General features: G+C 72.0%; 20 protein-coding genes. 9 read left to right on the top strand and 11 right to left on the bottom strand.

Translation table 11 applies throughout. The features are described from left to right. Positions 1-143: 143 nt before the first annotated feature. Together dapC and fdxA are read right to left on the bottom strand one after the other, a co-directional pair. A complete protein-coding gene (gene dapC / locus A6R01_RS14665; RefSeq protein WP_292607290.1) occupies positions 144-1,259 on the bottom strand; it encodes a succinyldiaminopimelate transaminase in 1,116 nt (371 codons plus the stop codon). 8 nt (positions 1,260-1,267) lie between these two features. Next, positions 1,268-1,594, bottom strand: coding sequence for a ferredoxin (gene fdxA / locus A6R01_RS14660; protein ID WP_179531826.1), 327 nt, complete (start codon positions 1,592-1,594; stop codon positions 1,268-1,270). Positions 1,595-1,723: 129 nt separating this feature from the next. Between fdxA and A6R01_RS14655 the strand changes: the two genes are divergently transcribed. Then, a complete protein-coding gene (locus A6R01_RS14655; protein WP_292607287.1) occupies positions 1,724-2,677 on the top strand; it encodes an N-acetyltransferase in 954 nt (317 codons plus the stop codon). An 18-nt stretch (positions 2,678-2,695) separates the two neighbouring features. On the opposite strand, the gene A6R01_RS14650 is transcribed toward A6R01_RS14655, so the two are convergent. From A6R01_RS14650 to A6R01_RS14630, 5 genes are read right to left on the bottom strand one after another with little or no spacing between them, the layout of a single operon-like run. Further along, entirely contained in the window at positions 2,696-4,432 is a 1,737-nt protein-coding gene (locus A6R01_RS14650) for a VanW family protein (protein WP_292607284.1), read from the bottom strand. A 10-nt stretch (positions 4,433-4,442) separates the two neighbouring features. Then, on the bottom strand, positions 4,443-4,784 hold the full coding sequence (locus A6R01_RS14645; protein WP_292607281.1) for a hypothetical protein: 342 nt from the start codon (positions 4,782-4,784) through the stop codon (positions 4,443-4,445). A gap of 13 nt (positions 4,785-4,797) precedes the next feature. Continuing rightward, on the bottom strand, positions 4,798-5,709 hold the full coding sequence (mshB, locus tag A6R01_RS14640; RefSeq protein WP_292607278.1) for an N-acetyl-1-D-myo-inositol-2-amino-2-deoxy-alpha-D-glucopyranoside deacetylase: 912 nt from the start codon (positions 5,707-5,709) through the stop codon (positions 4,798-4,800). Then, the gene (locus A6R01_RS14635; RefSeq protein ID WP_292607275.1) at positions 5,702-6,403 is read right to left on the bottom strand and encodes a (deoxy)nucleoside triphosphate pyrophosphohydrolase; all 702 of its coding nucleotides are present in this window, start codon (positions 6,401-6,403) and stop codon (positions 5,702-5,704) included. Before A6R01_RS14635 ends, mshB begins: the two co-directional genes overlap by 8 nt. Before the next feature lie 21 nt (positions 6,404-6,424). After that, the gene (locus tag A6R01_RS14630) at positions 6,425-7,402 is read right to left on the bottom strand and encodes a hypothetical protein (RefSeq protein ID WP_292607273.1); all 978 of its coding nucleotides are present in this window, start codon (positions 7,400-7,402) and stop codon (positions 6,425-6,427) included. 120 nt (positions 7,403-7,522) lie between these two features. Between A6R01_RS14630 and A6R01_RS14625 the strand changes: the two genes are divergently transcribed. Both A6R01_RS14625 and A6R01_RS14620 read left to right on the top strand, forming a co-directional pair. Then, positions 7,523-8,419: a DMT family transporter gene (locus A6R01_RS14625; RefSeq protein WP_292607270.1), complete on the top strand. Its 897-nt coding sequence runs from the start codon at positions 7,523-7,525 to the stop codon at positions 8,417-8,419. Continuing rightward, a complete protein-coding gene (locus A6R01_RS14620) occupies positions 8,416-9,537 on the top strand; it encodes a hypothetical protein (RefSeq protein WP_292607267.1) in 1,122 nt (373 codons plus the stop codon). The genes A6R01_RS14625 and A6R01_RS14620 overlap by 4 nt, the downstream gene beginning before the upstream one ends. 91 nt (positions 9,538-9,628) lie before the next feature. On the opposite strand, the gene A6R01_RS14615 is transcribed toward A6R01_RS14620, so the two are convergent. Both A6R01_RS14615 and A6R01_RS14610 read right to left on the bottom strand, forming a co-directional pair. After that, positions 9,629-10,150 carry a hypothetical protein gene (locus tag A6R01_RS14615; RefSeq protein WP_292607265.1) on the bottom strand — a complete coding sequence of 174 codons (522 nt, stop codon included), beginning with the start codon at positions 10,148-10,150 and terminating at the stop codon, positions 9,629-9,631. 286 nt (positions 10,151-10,436) lie between these two features. Further along, complete coding sequence (locus tag A6R01_RS14610) at positions 10,437-13,652, bottom strand: hypothetical protein (protein ID WP_292607262.1); 3,216 nt, start codon at positions 13,650-13,652, stop codon at positions 10,437-10,439. A gap of 348 nt (positions 13,653-14,000) precedes the next feature. Here A6R01_RS14610 and A6R01_RS14605 point away from each other — a divergent pair, with 348 nt between their 5' ends. Continuing rightward, positions 14,001-15,560, top strand: a complete 1,560-nt coding sequence (locus A6R01_RS14605; RefSeq protein ID WP_292607259.1) for a hypothetical protein — start codon at positions 14,001-14,003, stop codon at positions 15,558-15,560. A 6-nt stretch (positions 15,561-15,566) separates the two neighbouring features. On the opposite strand, the gene A6R01_RS14600 is transcribed toward A6R01_RS14605, so the two are convergent. Both A6R01_RS14600 and A6R01_RS14595 read right to left on the bottom strand, forming a co-directional pair. Continuing rightward, the gene (locus tag A6R01_RS14600; protein WP_292607257.1) at positions 15,567-16,376 is read right to left on the bottom strand and encodes a thioesterase family protein; all 810 of its coding nucleotides are present in this window, start codon (positions 16,374-16,376) and stop codon (positions 15,567-15,569) included. A 10-nt stretch (positions 16,377-16,386) separates the two neighbouring features. Beyond that, entirely contained in the window at positions 16,387-16,956 is a 570-nt protein-coding gene (locus tag A6R01_RS14595; RefSeq protein WP_292607254.1) for a YetF domain-containing protein, read from the bottom strand. 236 nt (positions 16,957-17,192) lie between these two features. Here A6R01_RS14595 and A6R01_RS14590 point away from each other — a divergent pair, with 236 nt between their 5' ends. From A6R01_RS14590 to pucL, 5 genes are all read left to right on the top strand, one after another. Beyond that, a complete protein-coding gene (locus tag A6R01_RS14590) occupies positions 17,193-18,011 on the top strand; it encodes an acetamidase/formamidase family protein (RefSeq protein WP_292607251.1) in 819 nt (272 codons plus the stop codon). Beyond that, on the top strand, positions 18,008-19,525 hold the full coding sequence (locus A6R01_RS14585; RefSeq protein ID WP_292607248.1) for an AtzH-like domain-containing protein: 1,518 nt from the start codon (positions 18,008-18,010) through the stop codon (positions 19,523-19,525). Before A6R01_RS14590 ends, A6R01_RS14585 begins: the two co-directional genes overlap by 4 nt. Before the next feature lie 133 nt (positions 19,526-19,658). Further along, on the top strand, positions 19,659-20,144 hold the full coding sequence (uraD, locus tag A6R01_RS14580; RefSeq protein WP_292607246.1) for a 2-oxo-4-hydroxy-4-carboxy-5-ureidoimidazoline decarboxylase: 486 nt from the start codon (positions 19,659-19,661) through the stop codon (positions 20,142-20,144). Then, a complete protein-coding gene (locus tag A6R01_RS14575) occupies positions 20,141-20,437 on the top strand; it encodes a hydroxyisourate hydrolase (protein ID WP_292607243.1) in 297 nt (98 codons plus the stop codon). The genes uraD and A6R01_RS14575 overlap by 4 nt, the downstream gene beginning before the upstream one ends. A gap of 15 nt (positions 20,438-20,452) precedes the next feature. Then, the gene (pucL, locus tag A6R01_RS14570) at positions 20,453-21,271 is read left to right on the top strand and encodes a factor-independent urate hydroxylase (protein WP_292607240.1); all 819 of its coding nucleotides are present in this window, start codon (positions 20,453-20,455) and stop codon (positions 21,269-21,271) included. The last annotated feature ends 3 nt before the right edge of the window (positions 21,272-21,274 follow it).

Here is a 21,274-nt window from a genome sequence, read left to right as displayed (position 1 = left end):
GACAGATCAAGTCGATCAATGCCTCACGCGCAGCACGCGGGAACGGCTTGGTCATCAACACTCCTTCAGGAAGCGTTGCTTAGACCATATGAATCCGCGCGAGCTCAGGGTGAGATCTCGTGCGGACTATCCCCCGTGACGCCTCAGACCGACAGTCGCTCGACGGCAGCGGCGATCCGCTCGTCGGTGGCGGTGAAGGCCACCCGGACGTGCCGGGCGCCGGCGGCGCCGTAGAACGAGCCGGGGGCCACGAGGATGCCGCGGTCGGCGAGCCAGGAGACGGTGTCCCAGCAGTCCTCGTCGCGGCTGCTCCAGAGGTAGAGCGAGGCCTCGGAGTGGTCGACGCGGAAGCCGGCCGTCTCCAGCGCCGTGCGCAGCAGCGCGCGACGGGCGGCGTAGCGGGCGTGCTGCTCGTCGGCGTGCGCGTCGTCGTCGAGGGCGGCGGCCATGGCGTGCTGCATGGGGCCGGGCATGATCAGCCCGAGGTTCTTGCGGACCGCGAGCAGCTCGCCGACCAGGTCGGCGTCACCGGCGACGAAGGCGCAGCGGTAGCCCGCGAGGTTGGAGCGCTTGGACAGCGAGTGCAGCGCGAGGATGCCCTCGGTCGACCCACCGTTGATCGAGGGGTGCAGCACCGAGACCGGCTCGGTCTCCCAGGCGCACTCGAGGTAGCACTCGTCGGAGACCAGGATGGTCCCGCGCTCCCGACACCACTCGACGACCTTGCGCAGGTGGTCGGGCGGCAGCACCCGGCCGGTGGGGTTGGAGGGGCTGTTGAGCCACAGCAGCGCCGGGGCCTCGGGCCCCAGCGACACCAGCGAGTCGGTGGCGACGGGAGTGGCTCCTGCGAGCACGGCACCGACCTCGTACGTCGGGTAGGCCAGCTCGGGGAACACCACCGTGTCCCCGGGGCCGACCCCGAGGTGCTGGGCGAGGGTGGCGACGAGCTCCTTGGAGCCGATCGAGGGGATGACCTGGTCGAGCCCGAGGCCGGTCACGTCGTGGCGGCGCTCCAGCCAGTCCAGGCAGGCCTGTCGGACCCGCTCGATCCCGATGGTGACCGGGTAGCCCGGGGAGTCGGCGTGCTCACGCAGCGCCGCCCGGGCGACCTCGGGGGTCGGGTCGACGGGGGTGCCGACCGAGAGGTCGACGAGCCCGTCGGGGTGGGCGGAGGCCGTCGCCTTGTGCGCGGCGAGGCTGTCCCAGGGGAAGGCGGGCAGGCGCGCGGAGACGCGCCGGCCCGGCGTACGGAGGACCAACGGGTCGCTCAGTGGTCCTGGTTCTGCGGGGGCAGCGCGGCGACCATCGGGTGGTCGTGGTCGATCTCGCCCATCTTCGCGGCGCCACCGGGCGAGCCGAGGTCGTCGAAGAAGTGCACGTTGGCGTCGTAGTACTCCTTGTTCTCCTCCGGGACGTCGTCCTCGTAGAAGATCGCCTCGACCGGGCAGACCGGCTCGCAGGCGCCGCAGTCCACGCACTCGTCGGGGTGGATGTAGAGCATCCGCTTGCCCTCGTAGATGCAGTCGACGGGGCACTCGTCCACGCACGCGCGGTCCTTGACGTCCACGCACGGCTGGGAGATGACGTAGGTCACCGGAATCCTCCTGGAGGGCTGGGCTTGGCCTGGTCGATCACGCGGCCGTCCGCCGGCCGGTCAACACCGTTGGCAGCCTAGTATCCCGGCGTGCCCGACAGCGAGGAAGCCCACCCTTTGGAGCCCCGCATGTCGTCCCGTCCCCCCGGCGGCATGTCCCCCCAGGCCGCCAGCCTGGGCCCGCACGTCGTGGGTGAGCGGGTCGTGGTGCGGCGGCTGCTGCGAGGCGAGACCGGTCCCACCGGCGGACCGGCGTTCACCGACTTGCTCGGCACCTGCCTGTCGTGGGGCGACGGCGAGTGCGTCGTGGCCCCGGAGTCCGGCGAGCCGGTGCGCATCGCGCTGGCCGACATCGTCTCCGGCAAGCCGGTGCCGCCCCGGCCGTCGGTGCGTCACCGGGTGCCGACGCGTGAGGCGGAGGTGCGCGGGCTGCGGATGTTCCCCGGGACCCACACCGAGCCGCTCGGCGAGTGGCTGCTGCGCACGGACCCCGCCTCGGTGGGCCGGCTCTACAAGCGTGCCAACTCCTGCCTGGCGATCGGCGACCCCGGCGTCCCGATCGAGGCCGCGGCCACCTACGTCGTCGAGTGGTACGCCGCCCGCGACCGTGACCCGCTCGCGCAGGTCGAGGCGGGGTCGGTCAGCGAGGAGGGCCTGCTGGCCGCCGGATGGGTGCCGCTCGAGCACGGCGAGGCCGAGCTGCGCCTGGGGTCGGTGTCGCGGACCCGGCGCGGGCTCGGCCCGACCGCGGGCCTGGCGGTCGTCGCGCCCGAGTCGGGCGAGGACCGGGTGGTCGTCGTCGTACCCGGGGAGGGCGAGCCGCTGGCCGAGGGTCGCGCCGTCCTCGACGGCGACTGGCTGGGCGTCCACGAGCTGAAGGTGCGCCTCGAGCACCGCCGCCGCGGGCTGGCCCGTGACGTGGTCGCCACGCTGCTGGAGTGGGGCGCCGAGCGCGGCGCGCTCACCGCGTGGCTGCACGTGGAGAGCGACAACCACCCCGCGCGGGCGCTCTACGACTCGCTGGGGCTGGGGGTGCACCACACGGTGCGCTACCTCTCCCCGACCGGCCGCTTCGACGGCTGACGTCCGACGGGGCGGAGCTCAGCCGTCGTCGCCCTCCTTGGGCGGCTTGCCGCAGCGCACGGTGTCGCTCGGGGTGTAGACGGTGTGGAACTTCTCGGTGCGCACGACCTTGTCCTTGCCGGGGCGTCGGAAGTCGCGGAAGACGTCGATCTGGAAGCCCTGGGACCCGGTGTAGGCGTAGCAGTCGTCGGTCTGCAGGTAGCGGACCTCGGGCTGTGTGTAGGCGTAGCGGTTGCTGGCGCGGGCCTCGATGTCCCAGACCTTCGTGGAGTACATCGAGACCGTGACCGAGCCTTGGGTGCCCGGCGTGCTGGGACGGATGTAGGAATGCACGTAGACGCCGTGCTTGGTGTCGTTGCGGAACCGCATGTCCAGCACGCCCCACGCGACCGTGGCCTCGCGGCCGACCGGGTAGCGGTCGATGTAGAAGGAGTGCGGCTTGTGCTCGACGTCCTCGAGCCCGGCGAAGAACATCGCGTTGAACAGCGTCGTGGCGAGCTGGGAGACGCCGCCGCCGAGGTCCTCGCGCAGGATGCCGTTGGAGATGATGAAGCCCTCGGTGAAGCCGTTCTCGCGGGTGCGCTCGCCGACGATGTCGTTCATCGAGAAGATCTCGCCGGGCAGCAGCAGGGTGCCGTTCGTGAGCTCGGCGGCGCGGCCGATGTTGGTGTTGCGGTAGTCCGCGTGCGGGTAGTAGGTCGTGAAGGTGGAGACCTGCTCCTTGATGCCGAGCTTGCGGATGTCCTTGGTGGTGACCTCCGGCTCGACGACGGTCGCGTCGACCTCGGCGCGCCGCTCCCCCGCCGGCTCGTCGAGCAGGTCGATGAACGCGTCGTAGACGTCCTCGTCGGCGAAGTCGACGCCGGGCTTGGCGGGCACGACCTTGGGCTCGCCGTCGACGATGCGGATGGTCGCGTCGACCGGCTCGCCGGAGGCGGTGGCGTCGCCGACCAGCTCCGTGAGCACGTCGGGGTCGACTGCCAGCGCCAGCTCGCCCCCCTCGGGCTCGAGGCTCAGCGCCTTCGCGTAGTCGGCGGGGCGCAGCTTGACCGGGGTCTCGCCGAACAGCAGCGTCACCGGTGAGGCGAGCGCGGGGTTGGCCAGCTCCTCCACGGCGGCCTCAGCATCGGCGTCGGTGATCTCCGGCTGCACGTCGACCAGGTCGAGCTCGGCGGTCGGCTCCTCGGAGAGGTACGCCGCCACGAGGGCCTCGCGAGCGGCCTGGTCGTCGAGCAGCTGCCCGGTGGTCGCCTTCGTGGTGCGGACGCTGGACCCGGTGAAGGTGACGGTCGCGTCGACCGGCTCGGTGCCGAGCTCGCCCTCGAGTCGGTCCAGCGTGTCAGCCATCGCGGACTCGTCGACGTCGACGACCGGGTCGACCTCGTCGCCACCGGTCCAGTAGTCCCAGAGCCGGTCGGGAGCCCAGGAGCTCCCGCCGCCGGCCGCCTCGACGCTGGCGTCGAGGTCGAAGGACAGCCCGGCCTCGGCCGGGTCGACCTCGACCGACCGGCCGTCCACGCCCACCGAGATCGGGGCGTCGACGCGGTCGGCCAGCTCGGTCTCGAGCGTGGACCGCGCCTGCGCCGGCGTCTGGCCGCCCACGGCGACCCCGGCGACGGTCGTCCCCCGCGGCACCCGGTCGCTCGCGAACGCCCCGGCAGCGGCGTACCCGCCCCCGAGGAGGAGGACGACCGCGGCGAGGGCCACGACGACGGCCCTGCCACCGAGAGCTTCGCGTCCGGAGTCCTTTGCCATGCGGGCGAGTCTAGGAAGAGGGCGGGGGCGCGTCGTGCTGGGGCTGCGGAGCGGGACGCCCCGCGGGCAGCAGGCCGGCCAGCCCGATGCCCAGCACGAGGGCCGCGAGGCAGGCCAGCAGCAGGCTGCCGGTGCCGGCGAGCACCACGTCCCCCTCGCCCCTGGGCAGCGACATCGCCAGCGGCGGGAGGGAGAAGCCGGCCGCCCACCAGAGCCGGTGTGCCGGCGGGGTCGCCGCGGTGACCGCGGCGGCGGCCAGCGCCGTGACCGCCAGCCAGAGGACGGACTGGTGCAGGGCGGTGCCGGCCAGCCCGACCGCGAGGCCGAGCAGCAGCAGGCCCGTCCGCGTCACCGGTCCGCCCGGCTCACAGGCCGGCGAAGAGGTCGGTCTCGAGGCCGTCCTCGCCGAGCGGCCCGAGGGTGCCCTTGGCGAGGCGGTAGTACTCCACGCCCCAGGCGGTGTCGCCGACGTTGTTGGAGAGCGCGAAGAACGGGCCGTCGAGCTGGATCTGCGTCGGGTAGGCCTTCATCGCGGCCATCTTGCGGTCGACGAAGTCGGTCGCGTCCACGGCGCAGGAGAGGTGCTCGTCGGCGGTGACGAAGTGCGGCATCGGGCCGTCGGGGTCCATGCCCTCGAAGAAGGTGTCCTCGCCGGCGTCGCGGAGCCGGCGCAGGCCCTCGCGCATCTTCGACTCCGACATCGCGTTCCAGTAGATCTTCGCGATGTCCCAGGCCTCGCCGAGCTCGGGACGGTAGGACGGCACGGCGGCCAGGTGGGCGGCGTACGTCGCGACGCGGTGGGCCTGGATGTGGTCGGGGTGGCCGTAGCCGCCGAACTGGTCGTAGGTCGCCATCACCTGGGGGCGGACCTCGCGGATGATCTGCACCAGCTGGTCGGCGGCGACGGCGAGGTCGGCGTTGGCGAACGCCCGCTCGTCGGTCTCGTCGGCGGCGATCGCGTGCCCGGCCTCGTGCCACTTCATGCCGGAGTCGCGGAAGCGACCGAAGCCGCCGAGCCAGCGGTGGTCGGTGACGCCGAGGGCGGCCATGGCGTCCTCGATCTCGGTACGCCGGTGCTCGCCGAGGCCGTCCTCCTGGTCGGCCGCGAGGTGGGCCAGCTCGGGGACGAGGATCTCGCCCATCTCCCCCGCGGTGCAGGTGACGCAGGTGACCTGGCGGCCCTCGGCGACGTACTTGGCCATGGTGGCGCCGTTGCCGATGGTCTCGTCGTCGGGGTGGGCGTGCACGAGCAGGAGGCGCTGGGTCGCGTCAGGCATCGGTCCTCTTGATCCTTCGGGGCGCGGTCGGGAGGTCGAGCGGAGAACCCACTCGGGGTGCGGGTTGTTCCGGCTCCTCGTCGAGCCAGCCGTCGAACTCGTCGGCGAGCACGTCCGCGACCAGGCTCGGGGCGTCGGTCAGCACCGCCCAGGGGTGGTCCTCGTCGTCGTCCTCGCCCTGGAGCCGCTCACGCACGACCTCGGCGTCGAAGCCGTCGTCGCGCAGCCGCTGCTCGACCGCGCGGGCGTCGTCCTCGTCGAACACGATGACGCGGCGGGTGCTGCTGCCGCCCCGGGCGAGGGTCGCGGCGTGCTCGAGGGCGAAGCGCAGCTCGGGCAGGAAGGGGCGGTCGGGCTCGAGCCAGTCGATGGTGTCCAGCTCGTCGGGTGCGAGCCAGCGGACCTCGTCGTGCTCGGTGGGCTCGGGCTCGCCGCGGGTCAGGCGCGCCAGGGCGGCACGCAGCTCGTGGGTCTCGCCGATTTCAGTGGCGCCCTCGAGCCAGGTGGTCACCTCGATGTCGCAGCCGAGCTCCTCGGCGATCTCGCGCTCCAGCGCGGCCGTGGGCGGCTCGCCCGGCTCGCACTTACCCCCCGGGAGCTCCCAGCGCCCCGCGGCCTCCGGCGGCGTCGTACGCCGGGCTGCCAGGACGCGTCCGCCGCGCACGATGGCGGCTGCCACGACGACCTTCCTCACGGGGGACGACCCTATCCGGGCTCACCCGGCCTCATCTCGGAGACCTGTCGCCGCCTGGTGGCTCCAGGTCTCCGAGATGACGTCGCAGCGCGGGCCGCAGGGTCGTGGGGCGCCGGTCCAGCCTCGCGAGCGCAGCAACCGGCCCAGACGTACGGCGGTGGCGCACGGCTCAGCGAGCACCTGGCGATGGCGCAGCCGGACGGTGACGCGGCCGGCCGCGGCCTGGTCGAGGTCGCGCCGGGCATCGCGGTTCTCGGCGTCCCAGCCGGTGTGGGCGGTCCGGCCGTCGAGCTCGACGAAGACCTGCTGGCTCTCGTAGGCGGCATCTCCGTACTCCGTGCGGCCGCCGACCCGGCGTCGCTGTTGCCAGGTCGCGGCGGGCAGATGGTGGGCGCGCTCGACGTCGCGGAGGTAGCGGTGCTCCAGGACCGACTGGGTCCCGCGCTCGACGTCGTCGAGCACCTCGAGGACCAGTCGGCGGTGACGGAGCCGGCTGCGGGAACCGATGGCGGCGCGTAGGCGTGCGATGGTGGTGGCGCGGGTGCGCACCGCGTCGGTGAGGATGCGAACGACCTCGTCCTCGGTGGTGGCCAGGTCGATGGCCAGCAGGGCGTCGTGCTCGGGCGCGAGGCGGGGTGGGCTGGTGGACCGGACCTGCGCGGCGAGTCCGGTGACCCGGTGCAGCCGCACGCCCGGCGGCGCGACGACCCGACGAGAGGCGTCGATGGCCACGTGCACCAGCGGGCCGGGAGCGCCGAGGAGGCACACGGCGGCACCCGCCCCGCAGGCGAGCACCGCCACCCACTCGCGCTGACGGGGCGTGAGCGGTCCCGTGTGGTCGACGTGGACCCCGCGATGGACCGGGCTGAGCAGCCGCGCACGGACCCAGCGGCGTACGTCGTGCGGCTCGGCGCCGCCCTCGATGAGCTGGCGGTGCGTGACCACTCCGTCCTGGTGCGCGAGGTCGGCCAAGAGGCGGCGCAGGGTCGGGTCGTCCATGCGGGGGTCCTACCCGCGAGCGGGCTCGGCTCCTGCCGACCCACCCCTTGCCTGTGGACAACCATCAACGCGGAGACCTGCATCCACCTGGTGGCGACAGGTCTCCGCGATGATGGCGCCATGACGTCTCGGGCCCCTGCAGCCACTCCCCTGGTGGGCGTGCCGTTCTGGCCGGCGGCGGCCTTCGTGCTGGTGTGGTCCTCGGGATACGTCGCGGGACCGGCGGGGGTGGAGGCGGTCTCGCCGTTCTGGGTGCTGGTGCTGCGGTTCGCGGTGGCGGCGCTGATGCTCTACCCCCTGGCCCGGCTCACCCGCGGCGCGCTGCGCATCTCGCGCGAGGACCTGGTGCGGGTGGCGGCGTCGGGGCTGGTGATGAACGGGCTGCTGTTCGGGACGATGTACGCCGCGTTCGAGCTCGGGCTGCAGGCCACCCTGGGCGCGCTGCTGCACTCGCTGTCGCCCGTGCTGACCGCCGTGCTCGCGGGGGTGCTGCTCGGTGAGCGACTGACGCGGCTGCAGGTGGTCGGGTTCGTCGTGGGTGTCGCAGGCGTGGTCGTGGTGCTGGGGCCCGACATCGACCGGGCCGGCGGGATGGCCGGCCTGCTGCTGGGCGTCGCCTCCCTGGCCTGCCTGTCGCTGGGGACGCTCGGTCAGCGGTGGATCGGCACGCGCACGGACCCGATCTGGTCGGCGACCCTGCAGTGCGCGGTGTGCGTGCCGCCGCTGGTGGTGCTGGCCGTCCTTGTGGAGGGTGCGCCGTCGGTGACGTCCGGCGTCGACGCGACGGTCGCGGTGCTGTGGCTGGCGGGCGTGAACTCGGTGCTCGGGCTGCTGCTCCTCGGGCTGCTGGTGCGCCGTGGGGGCGCCGGGGCGAGCGCCAGCGTGTTCTTCCTGATGCCGCCGGTGACGGCCGTGCTGGCGTGGGTGCTGCTGGACGAGAGGCTGACCGGGCTGGCGGTCCTCGGGCTGGCGTTGTCGACGGTCGGTGTCGCGGTCGCCACGAGGAGGCGGGCGTGAGCTCGCTGCTCGAGGTGCCACTGACCCGGCGGATGCACCGACTCCCCGTCGTACGACTGGTGCACGGGCGTGCCGCGCAGCGTGCCTGGTCGTGGGACCTGCGCGACCAGCTCACCCGCGAGTGGTGGCCCCAGGGCATCACGTGGGCCGGGGAGCGGTTGCTGGTGTCGTGGTACTCCCGCCGCGGCGCCGGCTCGCGCGTCTCCGTCGTCGACCTGGTCGACCGCCGCTACGCCCACGTGCCGCTGCTGACGCCCGCCGGCGAGCCGCTGCGCGTGCACGCCGGCGGCCTGGCCTGGGACGACGGCTGGCTGTACGTCGCCGCCACCGCCCGTGGCTTCTGGGCGCTGCACGTCGACGACCTGGCCCCGGCGGTCGAGGGGGTTGCTCGCTACTCCGGGCCGGCGGTTGAGGAGCTTGCGCCCCCACGGCCGCCGGCGGTTGAGGAGGTTGCGCACCCACGGCCGCCGGCGGTTGAGGAGGTTGCGCAGCAACCGTCTCGAAACCCCGGCCCCACCTGGCGTGCCCGCACCCTCCACCGGCCAGCCCTCCCGGGATCTGACCAACCGTTCCGCTGGTCCTTCCTCGACCTCGCCCCTCCCAGGTGGTCCAGCAGCGTCGAGACCACCGCGGCCCCGGCTGTTGAGGAGGTTGCGCAGCAACCGTCTCGAAACCCCGGAGCGACCCGACTCCTGGCCGGCGAGTACGGCCGGGGCGGGAAGTCCACCCGTCTGGCGTGCCTGACGATCGAGGAAGGTCAGCCGGTCGGCGATCTCGAGCCCCTCGGCGAGGGACCGTCCGGCATGCAGGGCGTCACGACGTACGCCGACGGACTCGTCGTCTCGACCTCCGCCGGCCCCTGGACGAGAGGTGACCTGCACCTGGCCGCAGGTCGTAGTACCCGAGGAATCGACGAGCCCCTCGTCGAGAGTGAGGGACAGCCCCTCCCCCAGCAGGAGCATGGGGTCACGCCAGCCCCCGCCACTGGCCCCGAGTCGCGGCGGTCCCGAGGTGCTGCACCCATCGGTGTCGAGGACCTGACCCGAGACGCGCTGGGGCGCCTCTGGACGGCCAGCGAGCACCCCGGCCGCCGCGCGATTGTGCGTCTGCACGGCTAGTCACGGCAGTCGGTCAACTCGGAACTGACCGAAATAGCCACCGGGACCGCACACATCGTGTGCGGCCCCGGTGGACCTGGAACGTTGGTGTTCAGCCCTTCTTCGAACCCTTGCCGCAGGCGAAGTCAGCGATCAGCTCGACCTCGTCGCCATCCATGCCGGCCGCGGTCGCGTCTACCGTGGCAGCAGTGCCGTCCTCGCTGGCGGTGATGCCGGCGGGGTCCTCCGGCGGCGTCGTGTACGTCGCGCCGTCGACCGTGATGACTGCGGATGTTTGGATGCTGCCGCCGCTGGCGAACACCTGCACCGAGCCGCTTTCGTCTTCGAAGAGGTAGAAGGCTGCCGGACTGCCGTTGGCCGGCTGAACGGACTCGCCCTTGCCCTTCCACGTGACGCTCGCAGCGCCGGAGGTCGTGACCTTGACCTGGCAGTTGCGCTGGCGGTCCCCGCTCCCGTCGTCCTTGACCCCGTCCTCGTCGCGCTGCAGCGATCCAGAGTCCGATGCGGCTGCGTCGCCTGGCTCCTCGGACGTCGAGTCCTCGCTGCACCCAGCGACGATGAGCAGTGTGGTGAGACAGGCGGCGGTGACGGAGATCCTCGAGATGGCACGCATGATGGCAGTGAACCATCCCAGGTAAAGCCGCAGATCAGCGGGGGTAAATGCCCACCGGGGCTGCACACGCGTGGTGTGCAGCCCCGGTGGAGCAGCCGGACCGACCTGATGTCCTAGGGTGGGACAAGCGGTCCGGACCATTCTCGAGCAGCGGCAACAGAGAATGGCCCGGACCGCGTCTGTGTCTCCGGCTCTACGAGCGATGGAGTTGAGAGCCGAGGCCCTCTAGAGAGTCACCCCGGGGCGACGCTGGGCGCCGCCCCGGAGCTCCTCACGTGTCAGATGATCAGCGGATCTTCTGGGTGTTCGACTTGAAGGTCTCGCCGTTGAACTCGACCTTCGCGATGAAGCGGGTCTTCTTGTTCCCGTTGCGGTCAGCGAACTGCAGGGTCAGCTGGCCGTCCTCGGGAACGACCTTCGAGCGGACCTCCACCAGGCGCTTGTTCGGCTTCTTGCCACGGATCTTGTAGATCGTGACCTCCTCGCCAGCGGCCTCCTCCTCGACGAGCACGTCGAGGATGTCCTTCGCCGGGCCGGTGTCGTCGCCAGCGATCTGGATGTCGATGATGCCATCGCCGCCGCCGGGGCCGCTGGGGCCGAAGCTGACGGTGTCGGTGACCTGGGACTCCGGAACGACCTGGTCGTCTCCGGGGCCGGTGTAGCCGATGGCCGTGATGGTCGCCGTGCCCTGGGTCGCGCCCTGGAACACGTAGTTGGCCATGCCGTCCTCGCCGGTGGGGTTGCTGGTGTTCTCGTCACCGTCACCGAACTCGTCGGGGCCGGTGCGGAAGAAGTCGACGACGAACTCGATCGGCTCACCGTTCTGGTCCATGGCCGAGTAGGTCATGATCACGGTGGTGCCCACGGGCACCGTGTCGGGACCCTGCTGGGTGAGCTCGAAGGTGCTGTTGGCGAAGTCGACGGTGTAGAACTCGACCTCGGGGCCATCACCCTCGATGTCCTCGCTGGTGGTCCGCGGCGCCACCGGGCTTCCGGTGTAGTCGTTGACCGGAGCGTCCCAGGTGCCGACCGGCATCGACGTGCCGGCGGCGCCCGAGGCGACGTAGAACTCAGCGTTGTCGTTGAAGTCCGTCACGACCGTGCCGTTGGTCGCCGTGCCGACACCGTCGATGTCGATGTCGACCGACTCACCGCCGACCGGGTTGCCGAACTGGTCGGTCACCATGACGTCGTAGGCAGCGCGGTCCGAGGTCGGGAGCAGCGGCAGCACGCCCGAGTCCTGGAACTGGGCCGACGCGAGCTCGATCATGACCTCGCCGCCGTTGAGCGGGTTGTCGGTCGAGAAGTCGTAGTCCTCGGTGTCCGACGCGCCGTCAGCCGTGACCGTGACGTCGACGGTGGCTTCACCATCGTCGTTGAAGTCGTCGCTGTCCTTGATGCCGATGTAGTAGGTCGCCTGGCCGAGGTTGTTCGTGACGAGGGTGATCTCCTGACCACGCTCGACCAGGTCGCCCTGCAGGTCACCGGCCGCCGGGTTGGCGGGCTCGCCGTTCATGGTGGTGAAGAAGGCGTCCCCATCCACCGTCAGGGTGATGAGGGTGTCGGCCACCGGGGTGACCTCGACCGCCGGGGTGTTCGGGTTGTCCTCGGTCACCAGAACGGTGCCCGACGTCACCTCACCCGGGGTACCCGTGGCGTTGTTCGGCGTAATGGTCACGGACGGCGTGCCCGCGATGTCACCGGTCACGAAGTCCACCTCGATCGCAGTGGCGTTCGCGTTGGCGTTGCCGATCGTGTTGGCGATCGACTGGGCGTCAAGCTCACCGTCGAGCTCCGACCGAGCCGGCGTGTTGGCCGGGTCAGAGAGCGCCACGCTCGCGACACCGTCGGCGTCGGTCGTACCGTCGGCGATGGTGTTGCTGACACGCGTGGTGCCGTCGGGCTGCGCCGCCTCAGCCGCAACAACGACGTCATCGCCGTTGGGGGCGTAGGTGAAGCGCACAGCGCGCCCGGCCAGCGGGGTGCCATCGATGAGCGCCAAGGTGGCGTCGAAGGTGGCAGTGGTACCCGCGGGCGCGACCTCGGGGTCGGCGAACTCGAGCTCGGCGTCGCCGGCCTTGAAGACCAGGTCGGTGCCGGAGAGGTCGCCAGCGCCCTGACCCGGCGTGCCGTCACGGTTGATGTAGGTCGACAGCGTGTACTCACCGTCGCCCTTGTCGGTGAACGGGATGTTGGCGAAGCCATCGGCACCCGTGGTGACCGCACCCGTGGTCGCGGCCGGGTTGGTCGGGTTCGGGACCGCCGTGGTCGGGAACAGGTCGACGGCCAGCGAGTACTGGACGACCTGGCCGCTCAGCGCGTTGCCGTTCTGGTCCACGACCTTGACGCGGAGGTCGCCGTTGGTGTTCTCGTCCACGTCGAAGGCGAGTCCGTCCTTCGAGGACGGGGTGATCGACGCCGCGGCCGGGGTGTAGCTGCCGACGGTCACGGAGCGACGGAAGTCGGTGCCGTTCTCGTAGGCGTCGACGTCGGTGGTGTTGACGTAGAAGTCGTAGGTGCTGCCCTGAGCGGAGCCGGTGGCGCCGGTGAAGGTGGCCTCACCCTTGGAGTTGGTGTACTCGATGCTGTTGACCGGCGCGTCCTCGCCGACGACCTGAGCACCCACGACGGGGTTCCCGTTCTGGTCGAGCACGGTCACGGTGATGTCGGTCGTCGCGGCGCCCTGAACCGTGGGGTTCTTGGCAGCAACAGAGACGTTGCTGATGGTCTGCTTGTAGATGTTGACCGGCTCAGCGTCGTCGCCCTCGGCGGTCGCGACGATGAGGGCCTCGTTGACCACCGGAGCAGTGGTGTCGAAGGTGTACCCGCTGAAGTCGACCGGGGCCGAGTAGCTGCGGCTGGTGGCGCCGTTGGCGACCGTCCCGGCGACGTCCTCCTGGGTCGTAGCACCAGTGCCACTGGGGGAGGAGAAGGTCAGGTCCGGGTTGGCCGTCAGGTCCGAGGTGGTGCCGGAGACAGCGCCGAGCGTGGCGTCCTCACCCTCGGTCGCGTAGGGCTGCTCGAAGACGCCGACCGTGGCGCCGGGGGTGTAGGCGATGTCCACCGAGTCCGCGTTGGCGGAAACCTGGATGAGGTTCGCGTCGGGGGTGCCGATCTCGGTGCCGACGGAGCCGAGGGCGACGGCGCGCACGTTGACGGGCGTGTTGTACGTGGCGACCGGCGGAGCCCACTCGGTCGAGAAGGCACCAGCGGTGCGCGAAACCGTGGCGATGGTGACCCAGGTCGCGCCGCTCAGGTACTGGAAGCGAACCTGCTGCACGTCCGCACCGGCGGTGGCAACCATGTGGATGGTGCTCTCCACGCCGTCGTTCTTGACGGAGCCGATGGCCGCGGGGGTCTGGAGGACGACCGAGTCGGCCGCCGCAGCCTGCTCCGCGAGCGAGTCGGCGTGAGCCGAGGAAGCGATGAACGGGATGCCCGCTACCGCGAGAGCGGAGACGGCCGTGGTGGCCAGACCCCGCTTGATGCCGCTGCTGTTCATGAAGATTGAACCCTTCTGAAGGTTGTTAGGACTGGCCCGACACAGAACGGACCACCCGGCCCCGAGGCCAGGACCCAGGGCAGGCCCACTAAGCACCTGTCTGGACGAGCGGCACAGTAAAGATCCTGAGACTTGCATTGCGGCTTTAATGTTCTTTACTTTTTGTCATGCAATAACTGTGGCCGAGGTCACTCGTTACTGTGCCTCCCCCCATCCCCAAGGCGACTCGGGTCGACCAAGGAGCAGTAGTTGAGCGCTGATACGCCGAAGGACGGTTCCGCTCGGGCCGTCGGCGTCCCGAAGCCTCGCCGCGGACGTCCGCCACGCATGCCCGACGATGAATCGCCGATGGCCGGGGGGTACTACGACCCCTGGGCACGCACCGCGTGGTTGTTGGTCACGTCACGCTCACTCGGGGCCGAGCCGGCGTACGCCGATCGCGCGACCTTCGTCGACGCGCTCAACGACGCAGGAATCAACGCCGACAGCAGCCGGGTGAGCCGCTGGGAGTCAGGCCAGCACGCGGTGTCGTTCCGTGCACTGCGCGGCTACGAGACCGTCCTCGGCCTGCCCGAGGGCGCCCTCGTCGCGGCCAACCGACAACTCGTCCGCGACTGCGAGGCCTCGGCGAAGCCGCCGGAGCACGTCTCCTTCGCAGCCCACGAGCACCGTTCCCCCGACGTGATGCTGTCCGACCTCGTCGACCGGGCCACCGACAGGGACGACCACCTCACCGGCGGAGACTGGCTGCGGCTCGCCACCGAGCTCGAGCGGTTCGAGCTCGTGCTGCTCTCCAACCGCACCTGGTCGATCGTCTGCGAACGGCTCGTGCAGGAGCTCGCGCGAACCAACGGCGTCGACCAGCTGCGCCGCTTCGAGGCGCTCAGCACGCTGGTCACCCACCCGGTGGCGCAGCGCCACGTGCTGATGGCCCTCGGTGCCTGGCTGACCGACCCCGATGTCCAGGTCGTCTTCCCCATGCTCACCGTCCTCCAGCAACTCGAGGACCCCGCCGCCAGCAAGCTGGTGTGCCGCCTGCTCGACGCGCCCAGCGGGCAGCTCTCCCGCGGCGCCATCCAGGTCGCCGCCGCCAAGCTCGCGCGCGGCCACATCGGCCCCGCCCACCTCGCCCTCATCGAGCAACATGCCATCCGAGGCTTGGTGACCCCCAGCGCCAAGCGCAGCGCCGACCTGCTCGACCTGCTCACCCACCTGCCTGACGACTCGTTCACCCGCGTGACCGGCACGCTCAAGGACGGTCCGCTGCGGACGCGCATCCTGCAGACCCGCGAGACCCACGACCTCGCCGTGCGCGAGGCCAGTCGCAGCATCAGCCGTCAGGTCTCCACGCAGGCACAACAGATGACGCCCGCCGTCTACCGCTCCGAGCCCGACCAGCTGCTCGACCGCCTCGTCCGCGAGTCGCTCTTCCACGCCAGCGGCAACCGGCGCCGCCTGGCCGGCCAGGTGCTGGGCCTGTCCCCCTACGCCCCCGCCGTCGCCGACTGCTTCCTCTCCCTGGCCGGCTCCGACCGCGAGCTCCTCGGCGAGCGCGCCTGGGACGCCCTGTGGATGATCGGGCACGGCACCCGCCGCAGCGACGTCGTCGCCCTGGCCGACACCGACCACCCCTGGACCCAACGAAGGGCGCTGATGAGCCTCGCGCGCTCGGCGACCGGGCTCCGCGAGGAGCACCACGGCGTCGTACGCCGGTGCATGGACAGTGCGCACTCGGCCGTCCGCCGGGCGGCTCTCGCCGCGACCGGGCTGCAGGCACCCGAGCACCTGCCCACGCCGCTGGAGACCCAGGGCCATCCCGAGGCCTCGGTCGTGCGCTGGTGGCGCAAGGTCGGCCCCGCGCTGCGCGACCTCGACGGCCGCTTCGACCTCGAGCCGCTGGTGGACTGAGCTGGCTCAGCTGGTCCGTGGAGCCAGGGCCAGCTGACGCGACTGCGCGACGAGGCGTCCGGTCGAGTCCCAGACCTCGCAGTCCTCCTCGAACATCCCGCCCGCAAAGTTGCGCGTGTGGTGCTGCACGCGCAGCCAGCCCGGCGCCGGCTTCGCCCGCACGTGCGCGGTCAGCTCAAGGGTCGGCGCCCACCCGATCAAGCCCAGGTCGAACGTCACCGGAGGCAGCGCGTCCAGGACCATGAGGAGCGACACCGGGTCCGGCTCGCGCCCATCCATCATCCGGAACCACGCCGACAGGTGCCCCACGCCCCGCGGCTCGCCCCGCACCCAACCGGTCTGCTCGACCGGGAAGCGCATCTCGAAGCGGCGCATCATCGGCGCCAGCTCCAGGACGAAGTCCGGCACGTCCTCCGGCCCCGTGCAGTCCTCGGGCGCCGGCAGCTCCGGCGGGGTCGCCGTGGTGCGGACCTCGCCCTCGAAGCGGTCGAGGTCGGCGTACGTCGCCAGCAGGGTCAGCCGGGTCTGCCCGTCCTGGGACAGGTCGGCCGCGACCGTGGCCATCCGGCCGCCCTCCCGTCGCACGTCGACGGCGACCTCGGCCGGGCCCGCGGTCCCGGCCGAGAGGTAGTGCGCCGAGACCGCGACCGGGTCGGGCTTGCCCTCGAGGTGCTGGGAGATGGCCCGGCCTGCCAGCGCGAGCTGGAAGCCGCCGTTGATGCCGCCGCCGACGCTCCAGCCGCCGTCGAGGTCGCCGGCGTAGCGGCCCTCGCCGAGTGCGGTGAGGGACAGGTGTCGGTCGAGCTCGTGGGTCACGTCGGTGAACCTACTGGGCGCGGTGACCCACGTCGGCCAGCTGGTCCAGCAGCTCGCCGGAGTGCCGGACACCGGTGAGGGCCGCGGGGTGCACGGTCTCCCCCACCTTCAGCACGCTGAACCGGCCGTCCGGCTCGACGACCACGAGCGACACCTCGTGCGGGCCACGCACCCCGGCGCACCGCAGGGCGCTCCACAGCACGGACTCGTCGAGACCCAGCCGCTGCAGCTCGTGACGCTGCACGTGCCCGGCGACCATCACGGCCACCGCACGGTGTCGACGCCGGCGCGACATCCGCTCGCTGCGGCGTACCCGCCCCGCCAGCCCCTCCACCACGAACAGCGTGCCCAGCGCCAGCAGGCCGCCACTCAGCGTCGGGACCTGGCCGAGGATCGAGCGACCCACGATCGCGCCGAGCACCGTGACGACCGCCAGGTCCAGGCTCGAGGGCGAGGCGTAGAGCCGCTGGCCGGCGCGGCTCAGCAGGCTGGTGATCGCGGTGTAGAGGACCACCGTCGAGACGACGACCGCGAGGGCGCCGTGGGCGGGCATGCCTAGGTAGTACGCGAGCTCGTCCATGTCGCCATGCTCCACCTTCGCCTCCCCCTGTGTGCGCCGCGGTCAACCAGCAGGTGCTCGACTCCTGGACCTGGGACGCCTGAGCCACGTCACGTCCCCCTAGGGTTCTGGCATGGACCCTCTGGAGATCGGCACCGGCCCGATCCGCGGGGCCTATCTGCCCTCCACGGTCGAGAACGTCCTGTGGGGACGCCTCCCCTGCGCCACCGACGCGCCGGTGCTGCGGGTCGAGCCGGGTGACGAGGTCACCCTCGACCGGCGCACGGCCCGGCGACCTGCTCGCGATCACGCTGCTCGAGACCGCGCCGCGGGTGCCGTACGGCGTGGTGTCCAACCGGCACGGACGCGGGGCCCTGCCCGGGGAGTACCCGCTCGAGGGCGACGTCTTCTCCGCCTTCGCCCGCGTCGCCGACGACGGCACGCACGCGGAGATGGGCCTGGTCCCCGGCCCGATCGGGGACGGGCCGGTCGTCCGCTTCCCGATGGCGCCGTTCCTCGGCATCCTCGGGGTCGCGGTGGCCGGCGACCAGCGGCCGCACTCGGTGCCGCCTGGGCCCCACGGCGGCAACCTCGACATCTCGCTGCTGACCGCGAGCGCCACGCTCTACCTGCCGGTGCAGGTCGAGGACGCCCTCTTCTACGCCGGCGACCCGCACTTCGCGCAGGGCGACGGCGAGGTCGCGCTGACCGCGCTCGAGGCCTCGCTGCGCGCGACCGTCCGGCTCGACGTCGTGCCCGCGGCCGACGCGGTGGCGCAGTTCGGCCAGGTCGTCTCCCCGCTCGCCGAGACCGTCGACCACCTCGTCCCCACCGGGCTCGACGAGGACCTCGACCTCGCGGTGCAGCAGTGCGTCCGGCACGCGATCACCCTGCTGGTCGCGCGCTACGGCATGGACCCGCGGATGGCCTACGCCTACCTCTCCGCGGCGACCGACTTCGAGATCTCCCAGGTGGTGGACGTGGTCAAGGGCGTGCACGCGCGCATCCGGAAGAGCGACTTCGCGGCCCTCGATGGTCGAGCAGCGAGCGCAAGCGAGCGGGCGTCGAGACCATGAGCGGACCGTCCCTGCCGGTGCCGCCGGGCCTGGTCGAAGCCTTCCGCACCTACGAGCAGGCGCTCATGAGCGACGACGTCGAGGTCCTCGACCGGCTCTTCGCGCCCGCCACGACGACCCTGCGCGGCGACGCCGACGGCCTGCTCGTCGGTCACGACCAGATCGCCGCCTTCCGCTCCGGCCGTGGCGGTGCGCCGGCCCGCCGGCTGGTGCAGACCCACGTCCAGGTCACCGACCCCGACCACGCTCTCGTGGTCGCGGTGACCGAGCTCGCCCGCGGCGGGCGCGGCCAGCAGACCCAGCTCTGGGCCCGCACCGACGACGACTTCTGCGGCGGCTGGAAGGTCACCGCCGCCCACGTCTCGGTGCCCGCCCCCGCCCTCGACACCCGGATCTGGCGGGTCGTCGGCGACCCGCTCGTGCCCGGCGCCCCGGCCGGTCCGCTGGTCGGCGAGAGCGTCGCGGTCAAGGACCTCTTCGCCGTCGCCGGGCAGAAGGTCGGCGCCGGCAACCCCACCTGGGAGGCCGCCGCCCCCGTCGAGCGCTCCGACGCGACGGTCGCCGACACCCTCGTCGAGGCCGGCGCCTCGCTGCGCGGCATCGCCCGCACCGACGAGTTCGCCTACTCCCTGGCCGGCACCAACGCGCACTTCGGCGCACCGCCCAACCCCCGCGCCCCGCGACGGGTCCCCGGCGGCTCGTCGTCGGGCTCCGCGTCCGCCGTCTCCCTCGGGCACGCCACGATCGGCCTCGGGACCGACACGGGTGGCTCGATCAGGGTGCCGGCGGCGTACCAGGGCCTGACCGGCATCCGCACCACCCACGGCTCGCTGCCGATGAACGGCGTCCTGGCCCTCTCCCCCACCTTCGACACCGTCGGCTGGCTGACCCGCTCAGCCGCGCTTCTGCGCGAGGTCGGCGACGTGCTGCTGCCGCCCGACAGCGTCAGCGGTGGCACCGACCTCGTCGTCGTCCCCGAGCTCCTCGCGCTTGCCGAGCCCGACGTCCGCTCGGCCGTCGAGGCGTGGGTCGCCGACCAGGGCCTCATCGTGCGCGAGGGCTGGCCGCTGGGGGAGCTGACCTCGTGGCTGCAGGCCTTCCAGACCTGGCAGGCGTGGGAGGCCTGGGCCGTGCGCGGCGGCTGGCTCGCCGACCGCCTCGACACCCTCGGTGCCGACGTCCGCACCCGCTTCCGCCACGCCGCCTCGATCGACAAGGCCGACGCGGACGCGGCGTACGACGCCGTCGTCTCCGCCCGCGCCCGGCTGCACGACCTCATCGGCGACCGGGTCCTCGTGCTGCCGTCGTCCTCCTCGGTCGCCCCGCTGCTCGGCCAGGGCCTCCAGGCGGTGCGCGACGCCACCATGCGGCTGACCTGCGTGGCCGGTCTCGCCGGCGCCCCCGCCGTCTCGCTCCCGCTGGCCACCCGGGCCGGCCTGCCCTGCGGCGTCAGCCTGGTCGCCGCCCCCGGCCGCGACCGTGCCCTGCTCGACCTCGCCGTCTCCCTGGGCTGACCTCCTCCTCGCCGAGCGAGGGGACGAAATGGGGCTGAAACACGAGTTCCAGACGCGCTTAACATCGGAGCACTAGTTTCACCCTAGGAGGGCCGGCCCCACGAGGGGCCGGGGTCCGGCGAGGGAGGGTGCGGTGCGGCTCGGGGAGCTCAACGCCATGGAGGCGCCAGAGGCCGCGCGTGCGCTGCGCGGCTGCGCCGACGTGGAGCGGTGGGTCGCCGCCCTCCTGGTCCGCCGGCCGTACGCCGACCGCCGGACCCTGCTCGACACCGCCCACCTCCTGGCCACCTGGTCCGACGCCGAGCTCGACCACGCGCTGGCCGACCACCCCCGCATCGGCGAGCGCGGCACCGGCTCGACCGCGGCGACCTCCGCCCGCGAGCAGGCCGGTGTGACCGACGCCGATCGGGAGGCGTTCGTGGAGGCGAACCGTCGCTACGAGGAGCGGTTCGACCGGATCTACCTCGTCCGCGCCGCCGGCCGCTCCGCGGCCGAGATGCTCGAGCTGCTCGAGCAGCGCCTGACCCACGACGACGCCACGGAGCTGGCCGTCACCAAGCAGCAGCTCACCGAGATCGCGATGCTGCGGCTCGAGGACCTGGTCGAGGAGGACCGATGAGCAGCCTGTCCACCCACGTGCTCGACACCGCCCGGGGCGAGCCCGCGGCCGGTGTCACCGTCACCCTGCACACGCTGAGCGGCGCCACCGAGGAGCAGGTCACCGACGCCGACGGCCGCGCCCGCTTCGAGACCGGGGTCGAGGGCCCGACGACGCTGCGCTTCGACACCGCCGGGGTCAGCGAATTCTTCCCCGAGGTCGTGCTGACCTTCGTCGCCAACGCCGCCCGAGCGCACCACCACGTGCCGCTGCTGCTGAGCCCGTTCGCCTACTCGACCTACCGCGGGAGCTGAGAGATGAGCCGGATCGTGCTCGGACCCAACCAGTACGGCAAGGCGGAGTGCCACCTGGTCCGGGTCAACCGCGACCAGGACGCGCACACCGTCGAGGACCTCACCGTCACCACCCAGCTGCGCGGTGACTTCGAGGCCTGCCACCTCGACGGCGACAACAGCCTGGTCGTCGCCACCGACACCCAGAAGAACACCGTCTACGCCTTCGCCCGCGACGGCATCGACTCCCCCGAGGCCTTCCTGCTGCGGCTGGCCGACCACTTCGTCGACGGCTTCGACCAGGTCACGGGCGCGGAGATGACCGCGTTGTCCCACACCTGGGGGCGCCTCGGTGACCACGCGTTCCTCCGCGACGGCACCAGCACCCGCACGGCCCGCGTCGAGCGGGGCGCGGACGGCACCAGCGTCACCGCCGGGGTCAGCGACTGCACGATCCTGAAGTCCACCGACTCCGAGTTCCACGGCTTCCCGCGCGACCGCTACACCACCCTGGTCGAGACCGACGACCGCATCCTCGCCACCAGCCTCACCGCGACCTGGACCTACGCCGGCACCGACCACGACTGGGACGCGCTGCACGCGAGCATCACCCGCACGCTGCTCGACACCTTCACCGGCCACCACAGCCTCGCGCTGCAGCAGACGATCTACGCGATGGGCAGCGCGGTCCTCGAGGCCCACGACGCGGTCACCTCGATCGACCTCAGCTGCCCGAACAAGCACCACTTCCTCGTCGACCTCGAGCCCTTCGGCCTCGACAACCCCAGTGAGGTCTTCTTCGCCGCGGACCGGCCCTACGGCCTCATCCAGGCCACGGTCATGAGGGAGGACTGAGCA

Origin of the sequence: Nocardioides sp. REDSEA-S30_B4, from assembly GCF_001627265.1 — a bacterium.
Classification (GTDB): Bacteria; Actinomycetota; Actinomycetes; order Propionibacteriales; family Nocardioidaceae; genus Nocardioides.
Note: the sequence above shows the minus strand (reverse complement) of the source record. Positions and strands in the feature narration are given on the sequence as shown.

Coding starts and splice junctions, on each gene's coding strand:
- A6R01_RS14655 (WP_292607287.1), top strand. CDS start 1,724: ATGTCGTCCCGTCCCCCCGGCGGCATGTCCCCCCAGGCCGCCAGCCTG.
- A6R01_RS14650 (WP_292607284.1), bottom strand. CDS start 4,432: ATGGCAAAGGACTCCGGACGCGAAGCTCTCGGTGGCAGGGCCGTCGTC.
- mshB (WP_292607278.1), bottom strand. CDS start 5,709: ATGCCTGACGCGACCCAGCGCCTCCTGCTCGTGCACGCCCACCCCGAC.
- A6R01_RS14630 (WP_292607273.1), bottom strand. CDS start 7,402: ATGGACGACCCGACCCTGCGCCGCCTCTTGGCCGACCTCGCGCACCAG.
- A6R01_RS14625 (WP_292607270.1), top strand. CDS start 7,523: ATGACGTCTCGGGCCCCTGCAGCCACTCCCCTGGTGGGCGTGCCGTTC.
- A6R01_RS14615 (WP_292607265.1), bottom strand. CDS start 10,150: ATGCGTGCCATCTCGAGGATCTCCGTCACCGCCGCCTGTCTCACCACA.
- A6R01_RS14610 (WP_292607262.1), bottom strand. CDS start 13,652: ATGAACAGCAGCGGCATCAAGCGGGGTCTGGCCACCACGGCCGTCTCC.
- A6R01_RS14605 (WP_292607259.1), top strand. CDS start 14,001: ATGGCCGGGGGGTACTACGACCCCTGGGCACGCACCGCGTGGTTGTTG.
- A6R01_RS14595 (WP_292607254.1), bottom strand. CDS start 16,956: ATGGACGAGCTCGCGTACTACCTAGGCATGCCCGCCCACGGCGCCCTC.
- A6R01_RS14585 (WP_292607248.1), top strand. CDS start 18,008: ATGAGCGGACCGTCCCTGCCGGTGCCGCCGGGCCTGGTCGAAGCCTTC.
- A6R01_RS14575 (WP_292607243.1), top strand. CDS start 20,141: ATGAGCAGCCTGTCCACCCACGTGCTCGACACCGCCCGGGGCGAGCCC.